This is a genomic window from Marivirga sp., assembly GCF_035704835.1.
In the GTDB taxonomy this organism is placed as follows: Bacteria; Bacteroidota; Bacteroidia; order Cytophagales; family Cyclobacteriaceae; genus Marivirga.
Window position 1 is genome coordinate 1 of the sequence record NZ_DASSWQ010000066.1, and the last position, 14,854, is coordinate 14,854.

At 33.6% G+C, this 14,854-nt stretch carries 20 protein-coding genes; 5 read left to right on the forward strand and 15 right to left on the reverse strand.

All coding sequences use genetic code 11. From position 1 onward, the window contains the following. Nucleotides 1-186: 186 nt before the first annotated feature. The 6 genes from VFM92_RS10370 to VFM92_RS10395 form a co-directional block, all read right to left on the reverse strand. A complete protein-coding gene (locus VFM92_RS10370; RefSeq protein WP_325122149.1) occupies nt 187-666 on the reverse strand; it encodes a beta-carotene hydroxylase in 480 nt (159 codons plus the stop codon). Nucleotides 667-690: 24 nt separating this feature from the next. Beyond that, nucleotides 691-1,536 carry a 4-hydroxy-3-methylbut-2-enyl diphosphate reductase gene (locus VFM92_RS10375; RefSeq protein ID WP_325122150.1) on the reverse strand — a complete coding sequence of 282 codons (846 nt, stop codon included), beginning with the start codon at nt 1,534-1,536 and terminating at the stop codon, nt 691-693. A 9-nt stretch (nt 1,537-1,545) separates the two neighbouring features. Further along, entirely contained in the window at nt 1,546-2,388 is an 843-nt protein-coding gene (locus VFM92_RS10380; RefSeq protein ID WP_325122151.1) for a phytoene/squalene synthase family protein, read from the reverse strand. 4 nt (nt 2,389-2,392) lie between these two features. Then, entirely contained in the window at nt 2,393-3,874 is a 1,482-nt protein-coding gene (locus VFM92_RS10385; protein WP_325122152.1) for a phytoene desaturase family protein, read from the reverse strand. 112 nt (nt 3,875-3,986) lie between these two features. Next, nucleotides 3,987-4,490, reverse strand: a complete 504-nt coding sequence (locus tag VFM92_RS10390; protein WP_325122153.1) for an RNA polymerase sigma factor — start codon at nt 4,488-4,490, stop codon at nt 3,987-3,989. Between the two features lie 369 nt (nt 4,491-4,859). Further along, nucleotides 4,860-5,795 (reverse strand): MerR family transcriptional regulator, encoded by a 936-nt coding sequence (locus VFM92_RS10395; protein WP_325122154.1) that lies wholly within the window; start codon nt 5,793-5,795, stop codon nt 4,860-4,862. A 162-nt stretch (nt 5,796-5,957) separates the two neighbouring features. On the opposite strand from VFM92_RS10395, the gene VFM92_RS10400 reads away from it, so the two are divergent. After that, the gene (locus VFM92_RS10400) at nt 5,958-6,260 is read left to right on the forward strand and encodes a DUF4286 family protein (RefSeq protein WP_325122155.1); all 303 of its coding nucleotides are present in this window, start codon (nt 5,958-5,960) and stop codon (nt 6,258-6,260) included. A gap of 43 nt (nt 6,261-6,303) precedes the next feature. Here VFM92_RS10400 and VFM92_RS10405 read toward each other — a convergent pair whose 3' ends face one another. Genes VFM92_RS10405 through VFM92_RS10420 form a run of 4 tightly spaced genes read right to left on the reverse strand, consistent with a single transcriptional unit; the run spans nt 6,304 to nt 7,359 of the window. Beyond that, nucleotides 6,304-6,534 carry a hypothetical protein gene (locus VFM92_RS10405; protein ID WP_325122156.1) on the reverse strand — a complete coding sequence of 77 codons (231 nt, stop codon included), beginning with the start codon at nt 6,532-6,534 and terminating at the stop codon, nt 6,304-6,306. A 1-nt stretch (nt 6,535) separates the two neighbouring features. Further along, complete coding sequence (gene trxA, locus VFM92_RS10410) at nt 6,536-6,835, reverse strand: thioredoxin (protein WP_325122157.1); 300 nt, start codon at nt 6,833-6,835, stop codon at nt 6,536-6,538. A gap of 5 nt (nt 6,836-6,840) precedes the next feature. Then, nucleotides 6,841-7,038 carry a heavy metal-associated domain-containing protein gene (locus VFM92_RS10415; RefSeq protein ID WP_325122158.1) on the reverse strand — a complete coding sequence of 66 codons (198 nt, stop codon included), beginning with the start codon at nt 7,036-7,038 and terminating at the stop codon, nt 6,841-6,843. Between the two features lie 9 nt (nt 7,039-7,047). Then, nucleotides 7,048-7,359, reverse strand: coding sequence for a rhodanese-like domain-containing protein (locus tag VFM92_RS10420; RefSeq protein ID WP_325122159.1), 312 nt, complete (start codon nt 7,357-7,359; stop codon nt 7,048-7,050). Nucleotides 7,360-7,507: 148 nt separating this feature from the next. On the opposite strand from VFM92_RS10420, the gene VFM92_RS10425 reads away from it, so the two are divergent. After that, the gene (locus VFM92_RS10425) at nt 7,508-7,849 is read left to right on the forward strand and encodes a hypothetical protein (RefSeq protein WP_325122160.1); all 342 of its coding nucleotides are present in this window, start codon (nt 7,508-7,510) and stop codon (nt 7,847-7,849) included. 34 nt (nt 7,850-7,883) lie between these two features. On the opposite strand, the gene VFM92_RS10430 is transcribed toward VFM92_RS10425, so the two are convergent. The 4 genes from VFM92_RS10430 to VFM92_RS10445 form a co-directional block, all read right to left on the reverse strand. After that, nucleotides 7,884-9,374, reverse strand: coding sequence for a M28 family peptidase (locus VFM92_RS10430; RefSeq protein ID WP_325122161.1), 1,491 nt, complete (start codon nt 9,372-9,374; stop codon nt 7,884-7,886). Nucleotides 9,375-9,391: 17 nt separating this feature from the next. Continuing rightward, nucleotides 9,392-10,288, reverse strand: coding sequence for a bile acid:sodium symporter family protein (locus VFM92_RS10435; protein WP_325122162.1), 897 nt, complete (start codon nt 10,286-10,288; stop codon nt 9,392-9,394). 66 nt (nt 10,289-10,354) lie between these two features. Beyond that, nucleotides 10,355-11,395, reverse strand: a complete 1,041-nt coding sequence (locus VFM92_RS10440; RefSeq protein WP_325122163.1) for a quinone-dependent dihydroorotate dehydrogenase — start codon at nt 11,393-11,395, stop codon at nt 10,355-10,357. A gap of 169 nt (nt 11,396-11,564) precedes the next feature. Continuing rightward, nucleotides 11,565-11,867 (reverse strand): DUF3276 family protein, encoded by a 303-nt coding sequence (locus tag VFM92_RS10445; protein ID WP_325122164.1) that lies wholly within the window; start codon nt 11,865-11,867, stop codon nt 11,565-11,567. 137 nt (nt 11,868-12,004) lie between these two features. Here VFM92_RS10445 and VFM92_RS10450 point away from each other — a divergent pair, with 137 nt between their 5' ends. The 3 genes from VFM92_RS10450 (at nt 12,005) to VFM92_RS10460 (ending at nt 14,281) form a co-directional block, all read left to right on the forward strand. Next, nucleotides 12,005-12,910, forward strand: coding sequence for a DUF58 domain-containing protein (locus VFM92_RS10450; RefSeq protein ID WP_325122165.1), 906 nt, complete (start codon nt 12,005-12,007; stop codon nt 12,908-12,910). Between the two features lie 73 nt (nt 12,911-12,983). After that, nucleotides 12,984-13,571 carry a riboflavin synthase gene (locus VFM92_RS10455; RefSeq protein WP_325122166.1) on the forward strand — a complete coding sequence of 196 codons (588 nt, stop codon included), beginning with the start codon at nt 12,984-12,986 and terminating at the stop codon, nt 13,569-13,571. Between the two features lie 11 nt (nt 13,572-13,582). Beyond that, complete coding sequence (locus VFM92_RS10460) at nt 13,583-14,281, forward strand: LytTR family DNA-binding domain-containing protein (protein WP_325122167.1); 699 nt, start codon at nt 13,583-13,585, stop codon at nt 14,279-14,281. On the opposite strand, the gene VFM92_RS10465 is transcribed toward VFM92_RS10460, so the two are convergent. Continuing rightward, on the reverse strand, nt 14,255-14,830 hold the full coding sequence (locus VFM92_RS10465) for a phosphatase PAP2 family protein (RefSeq protein WP_325122168.1): 576 nt from the start codon (nt 14,828-14,830) through the stop codon (nt 14,255-14,257). The genes VFM92_RS10460 and VFM92_RS10465 overlap by 27 nt on opposite strands. Between the last annotated feature and the right edge of the window lie 24 nt (nt 14,831-14,854).

Below are 14,854 nucleotides of genomic sequence, written 5' to 3' on the forward strand. Positions count from 1 at the left end.
CTTTTTTAATGGGTTTCATGCATCAATATTTGCAAGGTTTCTGTCAGGAAAATACGAAAACTTGCAAAAAAATCAAAGCTTTTTATTAATTAAATAATTGATAATCAATGTATTAATTAGTTTTTAAGGGTCGACTAAATAGTTTTTAAGGGTCGACTACTTAAAAAAATGAATAATAATTCAATATTAAGCTTTACTCTTCTCTTTTTTGGGATCGTATTTCTTTGGGGCATATAAAAATCCAAAAGCCTCTGCACCTTCTTTGGTGTGTACTTCGTGGTGGACGTAATGTGCTCTCATCATTCTTTTCAGGTATGAATTTTCAGCTTTGAATTTTAACTTTACTCTTCTATGCACTAAAATATCGTGGAAAAGCACGTAGAATACGCCATAGCATGCCACTCCTATTCCAACAAACAATAACCATCTTACTTCCGGAAATTCAATTCCTGCCATAATTAGTCCAGCAGACGGCACACTAAAAACCACTGCGAACAAATCATTTCTTTCCAATTTATGATTATGCACTTTATGATGGGATTTATGCCATGTCCATAGAAATCCGTGCATGATGTATTTGTGCGTAAACCAAGCCACTCCTTCCATGAAAAAGAAGGTTCCTACAACTAAAAAAGCATAAAATAATATAGTCAATACTTCTGACATCTTTAAAACTTCATTAAACTAAAATTAATATTTCATTAACTCATCTCGAACTTGTTCCATCAACCACATAGGTGTGGAAGTAGCACCGCAAATCCCAACTGAATCGTTTGCCTTAAACCAGCTCTTCTCTAATTCAGTAGTGTTTGAGATGAAATATGTATTTGGATTTTTATCCTTGCATACATTATATAGAACCTTACCGTTAGATGATTTTGTTCCCGAAACGAAAATAACTTTGTCAAATTCTCCTGCGAATGACCTTAATTCTTTATCTCTATTGGAAACTTGTCTACAAATAGTATCATTGGCATTTACGCTTATACCTGCTTCAGTCAAGGTTTCTTTTATTTTATAGAAATTGTCAGTGCTTTTGGTGGTCTGACTGTATAAGGTCATTTCTCTTGGCAAACTGTCAATATCCAATTCACTAATATCCTGAAAAACCACTGCTTCCTGATTGGTCTGTCCTAATAAACCTTCTACTTCTGCGTGGCCATGCTTACCGTATATATAGATTAGCTCTTTTTTGTCAAAAGAATTCTTAATTCTATTCTGCAATTTCAACACCACTGGACAAGAAGCATCCACTAAAGTAAGATTGTTTTCAATGGCTAATTTGTAAGTTGAAGGGGGTTCTCCGTGGGCACGGATTAAAACTTTTTCCTCTTTCAATTCTTTTAAAGCTTCTCGGTCGATAATTCTCAATCCTTTAGCTTCAAGCCTTTTTACTTCCTCATCATTATGCACTATATCTCCCAAGCAATATAGATATCCTTGTTCATCAAGCATATCCTCTGCCATTTCGATGGCATAAACCACACCAAAACAGAATCCGGAACTATTGTCGATTTTAACGTTGAGGTTCATCATGGGTGTCTTTTATAGGGTATTAAACTGGTGTTTCACATAACTACCCAACAATAGAAATAGTTTTTTTGAATCAGGAACTCTTACTCTCTCTTCTAAAATTTTATTAGGAGGAAATCGCTTTATCTTATCAAATAATTTTAAATAATAAGTATAGGCTAAATAAACTCCCCACCTTGCGCCTCTCGGCAACTGTACTATTCCTTGGTATGCATGGTCAAAATCTTTTTGAATATCAGCTTCAATCTTTTCTTTATGAGATACTGAAAAATCATTAAAATCTACTCCTGGGAAATAAACTCTTCCTCTTTCGTGATAATCAGATTTAATGTCACGCAAAAAATTTACTTTTTGAAATGCTGACCCTAAGCTTTTTCCCGAAGGCAACAACCTCTGATATTCATTTTCATCACCTTCACAAAAAATCTTTAAACACATTAAACCAACTACTTCAGCAGAGCCATAAATGTATTCTTCATAAGAAGATTGTTCGTAGTCAATATCCAATAAATCCATCTCCATGCTGTGTAGAAATGCCTCTATTAATGAATGATCTATCTGAAATTCATTGACTACCATTTGGAAGCAATGCAAAACAGGGTTTAAGCTGATTTGATTTTCGATTGCCTCGTAAGTTTGTGCTTTAAAATCTTTTAAAAGCGCAGCTTTGTCCTTTTCATGAAACGTATCGACAATCTCATCCGCATAGCGAACAAAACCATAAACAGCATAAATAGGATAATGAAATTTCTTATCAAGACTTTTGATGCCCAAACTGAAGGAAGTGCTGTACCTATTGGTTATCAGCTTACTGCATTCAAATGTGGTTTGATTAAATAACTCTTTAGCATCCATGCTTTTAATTCTTATTCAAATCTTTCATTACTTCTTTACCCACTACCTGACCTGAAATCAAGGAAGGAGGAACGCCTGGTCCGGGCACAGTTAACTGTCCTGCATAATAAAAGTTTTTCAGTTTTTTGTTTTTCAAAGCAGGCTTTAAAATAGCTGTTTGCTTTAAAGTATTTGCCAAGCCGTAAGCATTCCCTTTAAAAGAATGATAATCTTTAATGAAATCATTATGCGCATAGCTTCGCTTATAAATTACATATTTCTTGATATCTTCTCCTAGTATCTTCTCCATTCTGTCCATAATCAAGTTATAATATTTCTCTCTTATTTCCTCATTATCTTCCAAACCTGGAGCAACTGGCATTAGGATAAAAATATTTTCCTTTCCTGATGGAGCTACGGTATCATCTGTTTTGGAGGGTGCACTGACATAAAATAATGGCTCGTTTGGCCATTTCGGATTTTCATAAATTTCTTGTGCGTGAGGTCCAAAATCATGATCGAAAAATAAATTATGATGCACCAATCCTTCAATCCTTTTATCTATTCCTAAATAGAAAATTAGAGAAGATGGTGCCATCGTTCGACTTTCCCAATATTCGGTATCATAATTTCTTAAATTCTCAGGAAGAATATTTTGGTCTGTATGTTCATAGTCAGCAGAAGAAACCACTACATCAGCTTCGTAAGCATTATTTTTGGTTATAACTCTTTTGGCTAGATTTCCCTTACAATCGACTGAAAGAACCTCTTGATCAGTCATAAATCTCACACCTTTCTCTTCTGCCAATTTCACCATGCCTTCTACAATTTTATGCATCCCGCCTTTAGGATACCATGTTCCTAAGCTGATATCTGCATAATTCATCAAACTGTAAAGTGCAGGTGTATTTTCTGGAAGAGCCCCAAGGAATAAAATGGGAAATTCCATTAAACGAATGATACGTTCATGCTTGAAAAACTTTCTCACATGAGTGTAAATGGATGAGAAAATATCCATTCTCACCATATCGAAAAGCAATTTTATGCTCATAAATTCGGTAAGAGATCGACCAGGTTTATAAACTAAATCGTTTATGCCCTTTTCATATTTGTAAGCTGCTTGTTCTAAGAATTTATCAAGCTGAGCTCCACTTCCAGCCTCTAGTTCCTCTAGCATATTTTTAAACTCCTGCATACTGGCAGGCACTTTCAAAATATCATCTTTACCGAAAACTACATGGTAAGAAGGGTCCAACCTTTGGAGCTGATAATAATCTGATACTTTCTTACCGAAAGTCTCAAAATATTTTTCAAAAACATCTGGCATCCAGTACCAGCTTGGACCCATATCAAAAGTAAAGCCCTCAGCTTTGAACTGACGGGCTCTTCCTCCTAAATCTTTATTTTTTTCTAAAACTGTAACATCACAGCCTTCATTGGCGAGGTAGGTTGCAGTAGATAAACCTGCAAAACCAGAACCAATTACTACTACTTTCTTATTTGCCATTAATGAATTTAATTAGACCAAATTCAACACTAATTTAAACAAAAATCGCCACTTAATTTAGATGATTACATAATTACTATCATTCTAATTTAAATGAAAAAGCAAATTAGTATTAAGCGTATATTTTAAGAGCATCTTTCAACTCTTTTCTGGCAATGTGTATTCTATTTTTTACAGTTCCAATTGGAATTTCTAATTTCTCAGCGATTTCATGGTATTTGAAACCTCTGAAATGCATCATAAATGGTTCTTTATAAACATCATCTAACTTAGAAATCTGACCTACAATATCCGCCATCGCAAAAGAACCATATGCTGAATTCTGAGCAATATTTTCAGTTGAATTAATGAAATGTAAATTTTCAGTGGTATCAATGAAAGTCTTTCTTCTAACCATTCTTTGATAATTAGTAATGAAAGTGTTTTTCATTATGGTAAACAACCATGCTTTCAAGTTAGTACCCTCAGAAAATTTTTCACGGTTTGAAAATGCTTTTAACACAGTTTCCTGAATTAAATCATTTGCCTGCTCCATGTCCTTTGTCAGCCTTAGCGCAAAGGGCTTCATAGATTTCGTCATGTTATTAATCGCGTAACCAAATTCTAATGCTGTCATGATTGTCAGTTTTTAATGTTGTTTAACAAAACTACACTTTAATTAAACAATAACCAAATATTTTGTTTAATTATTTTTATTATTTAGTTAAACATAATCAACTAACCTACCACAAGAAAAGCACCCAAAACACTATAAAACCTCATTAAAGTGATTTAAACACACATTTTTACATGTATATACATCTAATAAAAAAGTTTAAGAAATGTTGAACAAAATCAAACTTTACTTCACTGTAATTATTTCTTTTATATAACCCTAATCAAAACTGTGGTTTGGAAAGAAATCGTAAAGGCTAAAACTTACATTTGAGCGCATAAAAAAAGCCATCCATTTGGATAGCTTTCTAATTCATCACTTCAATATTATTTATTCGTACTTCATATTTTTATGACCTTCTGGCCTTTTTGGAGAAAGTTCCATATCTTTTTCATTGATGAAATCAAGTAAATCTTCCATCTTCATAATGAATTCCACGTTTTTCTTCCTTTTAATATCTTGTCCGATTACTTGAAAGCCCCCTACAAACATTGTTGCACTGCTAAATAATTCAGCAACTTCATCTATATATTCTTGAACTTCAGATTTTTTCGGTGCAGCAGTACAAATGGTTAAAACGTAATCAGGTTCATGTATTCCTTTAACAGCGTATAAATCTGATATAGGTAAATTTTGCCCCAAATAAATCACTTTAAACTTTCTAGCTCTCAATAAGAATGAAGCAAACATCAAAGAAAGTTCATGTAATTCACCTTCTGGTAAATATAATAACCATTTGCCTTTTGATTCTCTCTCAGTAACGTATTGTCCGTCAATGGCTACAGTCATTTTCTGACGAATCAAATTGGAAATGAAATGCTCTTGGGCGGGTAGTATACTTCCCGTCTGCCATAACATTCCAATTTTAGCTAAGAATGGATAAATAATATTCAACATGGTTTTTTCAAATCCATACTTAAGAATATTATTATTGAGTATACTTTCGAACCTATCTTCATCCATATCAATCATACTCAAGGTTAATGAATTGATCTGGTCTGGAAATCTAAGATTAGTTTCTGCAATTTTTAAAACTTCCTTACCCAACTCATCTTCGCTCATCTTGGCGATTTTGGAAATTTTATATCCATTTTCCTTAAGAGTAGAAATGTTTAATACCAATTTCAAATCTTCATCACTATAATAGCGAATATTGGTATCGGTCCTCTTAGGTTCGATAAAATTATAACGTTGCTCCCAAATCCTTAGTGTATGTGCTTTAATACCAGATAGGTGCTCTAAATCTTTAATTGAATAACTGCTCACAATGCTTCTCTCCTTTCTACTTACCTGTTTAAATTAAAGTTTAATAATTTGCGTTAAATATTTATTGATTGATAAGTAAAAAAAATAACAACAAGACGACAAAAATGTTTTTTAGAAACGAAACAAAGTGTCAAATTTGTAAAAAAAAAATTGAAAAACACCATGATTATTTATAATGTTACTGTGAATGTTGAAAAAGAGGTAGAAGAATCCTGGGTGAACTGGATGAAAGAAATCCATATTCCAGAAATTTTGGCTACTGGTTTTTTCCACGATCATAAAATGTTGCGATTACTTAATGAAACTGAGGGGGAAGGAGAAACATATGCTGTTCAGTATTTTACTGATGAATTGGACAAGCTGGAAAAATATATGTCAGAAGAAGCCCCTAGATTAAGAGATGAACACTACCAAAAGTTTCAAGACAAATGTGTCTCCTTTCGGACTTTCCTGGAGACTGTTTAAAAATAAAAGGAAATGCTCACCATAAATAAAGTGAGCATTTCCTTTATATTTTTTGTTTTCTCAAACGCTTAATCAACAGCCCCACCAATCGATAGCATAGAAAGACCCATGGTGCACCATGCATCAGTAAGTCAAAGTAATCTCCAGCCTGCATACCTTCTGCCCCACCTAAAATCCAACGGACTTTACCGAAAAAATGAGGCTCAGGAAAATAAGGAGCTAAACCTAAAGTAAAGACTGCTAAAACTGGAAGCAATAATTTATTTTGCTTCATCTCAAGTATTAAGATTATTGATATGAGAAATTATGGTATTAGGGTCCACTACTCCTGCTTGCCTCCACTTGATTTGCCCATTTTGAAATAAAATTAAAGTGGGAATACTTTGTACCTGATATTTTGCAGATGCTTGCTGATTTTTATCAACATCCACTTTAATCACCTTCACTTTGCCCTTCATTTTTTGTGCTACCTCTTCTAAATAAGGAGCCATCATTTTGCAAGGCCCGCACCAATCGGCATAGAAATCAACCAAAACAGGTGTATCACTTTTAATTAAATCTCCAAAACTTGCCATTACTCTTATTTTACAGGATAACCCAAGCTATCCAATTTTTTCTTTATTGTGGATAATGGAGTTAGTCCTTTACTTTCAAATTCTAACCTACCTGTTGGTATATCAATATTTTTAACATCAACACCTTCAAGTTCAGAAAGTCCATTTTTTATAGCGTCTGCACAACCTCCACACTTTACATTTTTTACTTCTAAAGCTTCCATTGTTAAAAATTATAATTTTTTGTACTGATTCCAAGCTTGGATACCACCATCCAAATTATATAGTTTATCGAAACCATTGCTAGCCATAAACCCACAAGCTGTGCTACTTCTATTTCCGCTTCTGCAATACACTAAATAGGTTTTATCTGTATCCAATTCTTTGATATCATCTGCAAAAGTAGGCCCCATGATATTGATTACTTTGGCACCTTCAATAAAACCCTCTACCTTTTCTTCCGGTGAGCGAACATCTATAATTTCAGTATTAGGCTCTTTTGAAAGTCTATCAAATTCCTGTGCGCTAATGTTTTTATGATTCATAACATTTATTTACTAGTTAAACAATAATTTTTTCAAAGATACGATTTTTGCAGAGGCTTTGTTTGTAACAGGAGTTACATTTACGGTCATCGATGTGATGCTTACAACCTATTAAATTATTTTAGGGTCTTTTAAAAAAATAAAAGCTATGAAAATTTATCTATTAAGTGCGTTATTTAGCTTATGTTTCATAAGCTGTAACGATAATATGGAAAGTGAATTGGAAACAGACACTATCAAAATAACACTTCAGGGAACAGAGTTATATAAGTATAAGTTAGCAGATGCTATTCCAACAGAAGGAGGATATGAAATTCGAAAGCAAGCTGAAAATTATCAGATTAGTAAAATGAATTGGGGAGAATATCAATTTCAAGCTAAAGAAGGTTTTCGTGGTTTGGAAACTGTTGAAATTGTTTTATCGACTAGTATAGGAGTTGATAATTTCACTGAACAGAAAAAATGGATCTTTGAAATTGAAGTAGAATAGCTTCCTGAATTTTTATTTCAGGAAGCTATTGCAATTATTTTTTATCATAAAGCGTTATACCCGCTTCATAATATTTATCACCTTCCGTCCAGAAAGGAGTTTCCTCATCATTGGCAATTAAACGAGCAGATAGAACAAAAGCTCTAAAGAACTGCTCTAAATAATCATAATCAATACTTTCAGGATTATCAGACTGCTGATGATAGTATTTCCCAATTTCAGCATCAAAAGCCGTGAAGCCTAAACTAAAAGTTGGCGCAGGAATTCCTTTTTTAGCAAAATTCACATTGTCGCTTCTATCAAAAAGGCCTTGCTCACCCGCAGGATCATCAATGGCTTTTAGTCCAAAGGTTTCAGCTGCTTCTTTGATATGCTTTCCAGCCGTTGTTCTTTCCAAGCCAATAATAGTAGCTATGCTAGTGTCATTATACCCACCATTATCACTATTAAAACAATAAACCATTTGGTCTAATGGCAAAAGTGGATTTTCAACATAATATTTACTGCCTAACAAACCCTTTTCCTCGGCAGTAAACAAAATAAATAAAGCAGAACGCTTGGTCGGATTTTTTGCAATGCTTTCAGCAGCACTCATTACTGTTACAACTCCTACAGCATTATCGCGAGCACCATTGTAAATTGAATCTCCCTCAGCATTTGGCTTTCCAATTCCTAAATGGTCATAATGAGCGGAATAAATTACAAATTCATTTTTTAATTCAGGATCAGTGCCTTCCACCATACCCACCACATTTTTGGAAGGAATTGGCAATTGCATGGCTTCACCAATAATTATATTCAACTCCGGCTGCTTTCTTGTATCAATTTTATCCAACCACTGTTTGTCTGAATCATTTACCCAAAGTTTGAAAAAGCTAGATTTGCCATTATTTTCAGATTTAAAACCTATGGAAGAACCTCTCCCCATAAAACTTTTAAATGTCTTCCAATTATCTAGATTATCAGTATGTAATTCAACTATCCCTACAGCACCAGCTTCTTTCGCCAAGCTTGATTTCTTAGCACTTGCCTGATAAACAAATCTGTAATCTTGATTATCTTTCTGACCAGCCAATACAACAGCAATCTTACCTTCAATTTTCTTATTGTCGAAATCTTCCTCTGTTCCATAATTAAGGAACACATATTCTGATTCTAAATCAACTCCCGAGCCTTCCACTCTCAATAAGTTCTCCGGATTAACTGCATCATCACCCACTTGAAGTGCATAAGCATTAGGAGAAACATTTTTAACTAATGGAACTTCTTGAAAATAACCTTCCGTAGCTCCTTCAACAGGAGAAACTCCATATCTTATAAAAGTGGTGGCTAAATACTTAGCAGCAACATCAATTCCTGGGGTTCCTGTTTCTCTTCCAGCTAGTTCATCAGAAGCTAAAAAGTAAATATGTCCTTTAATGGTACTTTTTTGAATAGTGTTTTTTACTAATTCGGCTTGATCTTGCGCAATAACCCACAGGGATGTCAGCATTAAAGCTCCAATAATCCATAATTTTTTAGTCATGTTTGATAATTTTAGATTTATGATAAAGATAGTTCTTTTAAAGCCTCTTGCGAATTTTGTTTTTTAGAAATCAGAATAACTACAGCAGCGGTCACAAACATCAATAAGCTGTAGATTGCTGCGGGTACCGCCATTTGTGTGTTATTCAATATGGCAGGACTCAGCGCCAGAGCAATAGCTAAGGTTCCATTTTGAATACCCGTCTCAATAGCAATGGAGCTTCTTTGCCTTTTATTTAAGCCAAATAATTTTCCTAAAATAAAGCCTATCAATAATGCTGATATATTCAAAATAATAGCCGCCACTCCTGCTTGCTCAAAATAAGGGATAATATTCTCTCTTTCTTTCAATATTGCAGCTAACAAAATCAAGATGAAAAAAACAGTAGAAATTATATTCATTGCTTTTTCAGATTTCAATGCAAATTGAGGACTTTTTTTCTTGATAATCATTCCTATTACCACAGGAAAAATAGTGACTAAAAAGATTTGAATAAAGGTTTTAAAGAAAGGAAGTGTAATTGCTTTTTCACCTGTCATATAATGCGCTAATGCAATATTCAATAAAATCGGAATGCTGAAATTGGTTATGATGCTGCTTATAGCTGTTAAACTTATAGATAAAGCTAAATCAGCTTTCGCTAAATGAGATATTAAATTGGAAGTTGCTCCACCTGGACAAAGCGCTATTAAAATCAAACCCACTGCCAGTTCTGGAATCGTAAAAAGCAAAGCGGCTAAACCAAAACCAATCAAAGGCAATAGAATGAGTTGACTTACCAATCCAACTAAAGCTGCTTTTGGATAGAGGGCTACTTTCTTAAAATCATTGAGAGTGAGAGTCATTCCCATACCCAGCATGATTATTCCTAAAGCTAAAGGAAGTAATATGGCAGTTACAGCACTTTGTTCCATGATAAACAGTTTTTTACCCGAAAAATGCTGATTTTATTTCTATTCTGCAATTAGCAGATAGTAATTTTAAGCCATTGATTTTTCAAGAATAGCCTTATTGATTTTTTTAATCAAGCCTGGCCCTTCGTAAATAAAACCAGTGTAGAGTTGCACCAAACTTGCGCCTGCTTCTAGTTTTTCTAGCGCATCTTCGGCTGTCATGATTCCTCCAACTCCAATGATTGGAAAAGCTTGATTAGATTTTTCACTTAAATATCGGATTACTTCCGTAGCTCTTTTCCCTAAAGGTTTTCCACTCAATCCGCCATTTCCTATTTTCTCAATAGTTGATTGTGAGGTTTTTAACCCATCACGGCTGATGGTGGTATTAGTAGCTATTACACCATTAATTTTAGTTTCTCTAACAATCTCAATGATATCATCCAGTTGCTGATTGGTTAAATCAGGAGCAATTTTTAGTAATATTGGTTTCGTTTTTTCTTGCTGCTGATTGAGCTGCATTAAATGATTAAGCAACTGCATAAGCGGCTCTTTTTCTTGCAATTCGCGCAATCCAGGTGTATTAGGAGAACTTACATTCACTACAAAATAATCCACATAAGGATAAAGTTGAAGGAAGCATTTTTCATAATCATTAAAAGCTTCATCATTAGGAGTCACTTTGTTCTTACCAATATTTCCACCAATGATTACTTTGCTTTTTCTCTTTTTCAGATTCTTGATAGCTGATTCAATTCCTTGATTATTAAAGCCCATTCGATTGATGATACCACCATCTTCTTGAAGTCGGAACAATCTTGGTTTCGGGTTGCCTGGCTGTGCTTTTGGTGTGATGGTTCCGATTTCGATAAAGCCGAAACCCAAGGATGCCAATTCATCAATTAACTTTGCATCCTTATCAAAACCTGCAGCTAAGCCAACTGGATTAGGGAATTTTAAACCGAAAAGCTCTTTTTCTAGATTTGGGGATTTTAATTGAAATAAATTTCGATTGAAAGATTTTATTCCAGGTATATTGAAGAAAAATTTAGCTAAAGAAAAGGTAGAGTGGTGGGCTTTTTCAGCAGATAGCTGAAATAATAAAGGTCTAATTATGGATTTATACATCAAATCAAAGTTCAGAAATTGAAATTCTACAAAGAGTTTCAAAGTTCTGACATAGAATTTATAAATCAATGCAATTGATTGAAAATTAAAATTCAATCAACGAAAATAAGAAATAAAGCTCCTATAAGTAGATAGAAGCTTTATTGATTTTATAATATTTTAAATGAAATTAATCCCAGCTTGAATCATCATCTTCTTCTCTGTCGAATTGAGTGAAGTCAAATTCTGGCATTAAATCAGTTTTGATATGGTCAACACTTTCGTTTAAAGCATTTACAAATTTGTTAAAATCTTCCTTGTACAAGAATATTTTGTGCTTTTCAAAAGTAAACCCATCATCTTTAGGTTTTCTTTTGCTTTCAGTGATGGTTAAGTAATAATCGTTAGCCTTCGTTGTTCTTACATCAAAAAAATAAGTTCTCTTTCCTGCCCTTACTCTCTTTGAAAATAATTCTTCCTGTTCTCTTTCCATAAACTCTTTCACTACTCTTTCTTAAATGTTGTTTTTTTATTATTTGGCTTAAATATAGTATAAACCCTTACACTTTTGCAAATTGACCTTATTAAATTGCCAAAACATAACTTTAAATAAATAAGTATATAATATCTATGAATATATCCTTAGAAAATCTGCCTGAAATACCTTCATTAGATTTATTGGCTAAACAGCTTGTAGAAGGATTTATTACGGGTATGCATAAATCCCCTTTCCATGGATTCTCGGTAGAATTTGCAGAGCATAGATTGTACAATACTGGAGAAAGCACCCGACATATTGATTGGAAAGTATATGCTAAAACGGACAGACTTTACACTAAAAGATACGATGAGGAGACTAATTTAAGAGCCTATATCTTGTTGGACAATAGCTCTTCTATGTATTATCCTACTCAAAATAATGGGAAAATTAGGTTTAGTATTTTGGCGGCTTCTACCCTTGCCTATTTACTACAAAGACAAAGAGATGCAGTCGGTTTAATTTCTTTTTCAGATAAAATCGATGTCTTCACTGAAGCCAAGTCAACCAGAGCACATCTACAAAACATTTTTGTACATCTCCAAAATATCCTGCACCAAAACCAACAACACAAAAGCACTGAAATAAGTCAAAGTCTTCATATTGTAGCAGAAAAAATCCATAAACGTTCTCTTGTTATCATTTTTAGTGATTTGATGACGAAACCAGAGCAATTAGAAGAATTTTTTAAATCCATTCAACACATTAAGCACCGTAAACATGAAGTATTATTTTTCCAGGTAAATGAGCCTGCAACAGAATTAGATTTTGATTTGGAAGACCGCCCTTACATTATTGAAGACTTAGAAAGTGGGCAAAAAATGAAATTAAACCCCTCTCAAATAAAAGAAACTTATCACGAGAAAGTAGGCGAATACTATAAACAAATCGCATTGAAATGTCATCAGTACAAAGTGGATTTAACAAGAGTCAATATAAATGATGATATTCAAAAGGTATTGGCAGAATTTCTTATTAAAAGAAATAAAATGCGATAATCTAATTTGAAATTGTAAACCATTTAGAGAAAAAGCTGTTTTCCAATCCATTTACTTTTATTAATATTACATAATGTTTACAGGAATAATAGAATCATTGGGAGAAATTAAATCAGCTGGAAAAGAGGGAAGCAATTTAAAGCTTACCATACAGAGCGATATCTCAAATGAATTAAAAATAGACCAAAGTATTTCTCATAATGGTGTTTGCTTAACCGTAGTAGAATTGCATCCTAATGCCCATACAGTTATAGCTGTAAATGAAACACTACAAAAATCTTCCATAGGAGCTTTAAAAGAAGGCGATTTCATTAACCTGGAAAGATGCATGATTATGAATGGTAGATTAGACGGACATATAGTTCAAGGTCATGTAGATGGGAAAGGAAAATGCCTAAATATCAAAGATGAAGATGGAAGCTGGCTTTTTGACTTTTCTTATGATTCCACTGAGAATGTTTTGGTTGAAAAAGGCTCCATTTGCATCAATGGCGTGAGTCTCACTTGTTTCAACGTTACGGAAGAAAAGTTTAGTGTCGCAATCATCCCTTACACATTTGAGCATACAAGCTTTAAAAAAATGAAAAAAAACGATGAAGTGAACTTAGAATTCGATATAATTGGGAAATATGTACACAAACTGATCAATAAAACTAACTAACCAACTACACTATGGCTTCAGAATTGAATTGTATGATTGTGGATGATGATCCCATTTTCAGACAATATATTTCTAAACAAATCAAAGAAACTAATGGACTTAAATTAGTAACGGAGGCAGAAAGCGCTGCGAAGGCTCTTGAATTACTAGAAGAACACGAAGTTGATATTATTTTCCTGGATGTACAGATGCCAGAAATGACCGGTATTGAATTAACCCAGCGATTAAATAATGGCTATGAAGTCATCCTTGTAACTGCAAATGATAGCTATGCGGTTGATGCATTTGAACAAAAAGTAACTGATTATCTAGTAAAACCTTTTGAATACGACAGATTTGCTCAAGCCATCACCAAAGCACAAAAAAATATTGAAGCCTTTAGAAAGAAAAAAGATGTAATAGAACATATTTTCATCAAGAGTGATGGCAAAATCGTTCATTTAAAATTACAAGATGTTCTGTTTGTGGAAGCTTTAGCTGATTATGTAGTAATTAATACAGAAGCAAAAAAATATATAGTACATCACACCATGAAAGGTGTTGAAAAGAAATTACCTCTCCATAGATTTGTTAGAGTGCACCGATCATTTATTGTAAACATTGAAAAAATAGATTTCATTGAAGATTTGACTGTGCATATAAAAGCAAAATCTATCCCTATCGGAGCTTCCTACAAGGAGACACTATACAATACCATGAATTTTCTCTAAGTGATTAGGGAAAATTCTTTTGTATAATTGATAGGTAATCCAAGCAGCTAACACCCCTAAGATAGCTCCCATTATTATATCTCCAGGATAGTGAACTCCCACATAAATTCTTGAATAGGAAACCACTATAGCCCAACCGATCATTATTTTAGCATAAATATTTCTATAAATAAACCATAGAAAGAATGCTAAAGCAAAAGTATTAGATGCATGACTTGAGGCAAAACCATATTGGCCGCCACAACCTTTTACCATGTGAACTAAATCCTGAATTCCTGGCTCATGGCAAGGTCTTAATCTTTCAAAAAATGGTTTAAAAAAACCAGAGGATGCTTGATCAGCCAAGGTAATTAATAAGGCAAATGCAAGCATCATTGACCAGCTTTGCCACCTCAATCTTCTAATTACAAAAAACAAAATCAATGCATAAAGTGGAATCCACGGATTACGCTCTGTGATAAAAAGCATGATGGGATCTAACCAATCAGCATGTAAACCATTCAGAAATAAGAAAAGCTCTTTATCTAATTCAATTAAAGTTTCTAGCATTCTTTAAAAATTTGGGGAAATTAA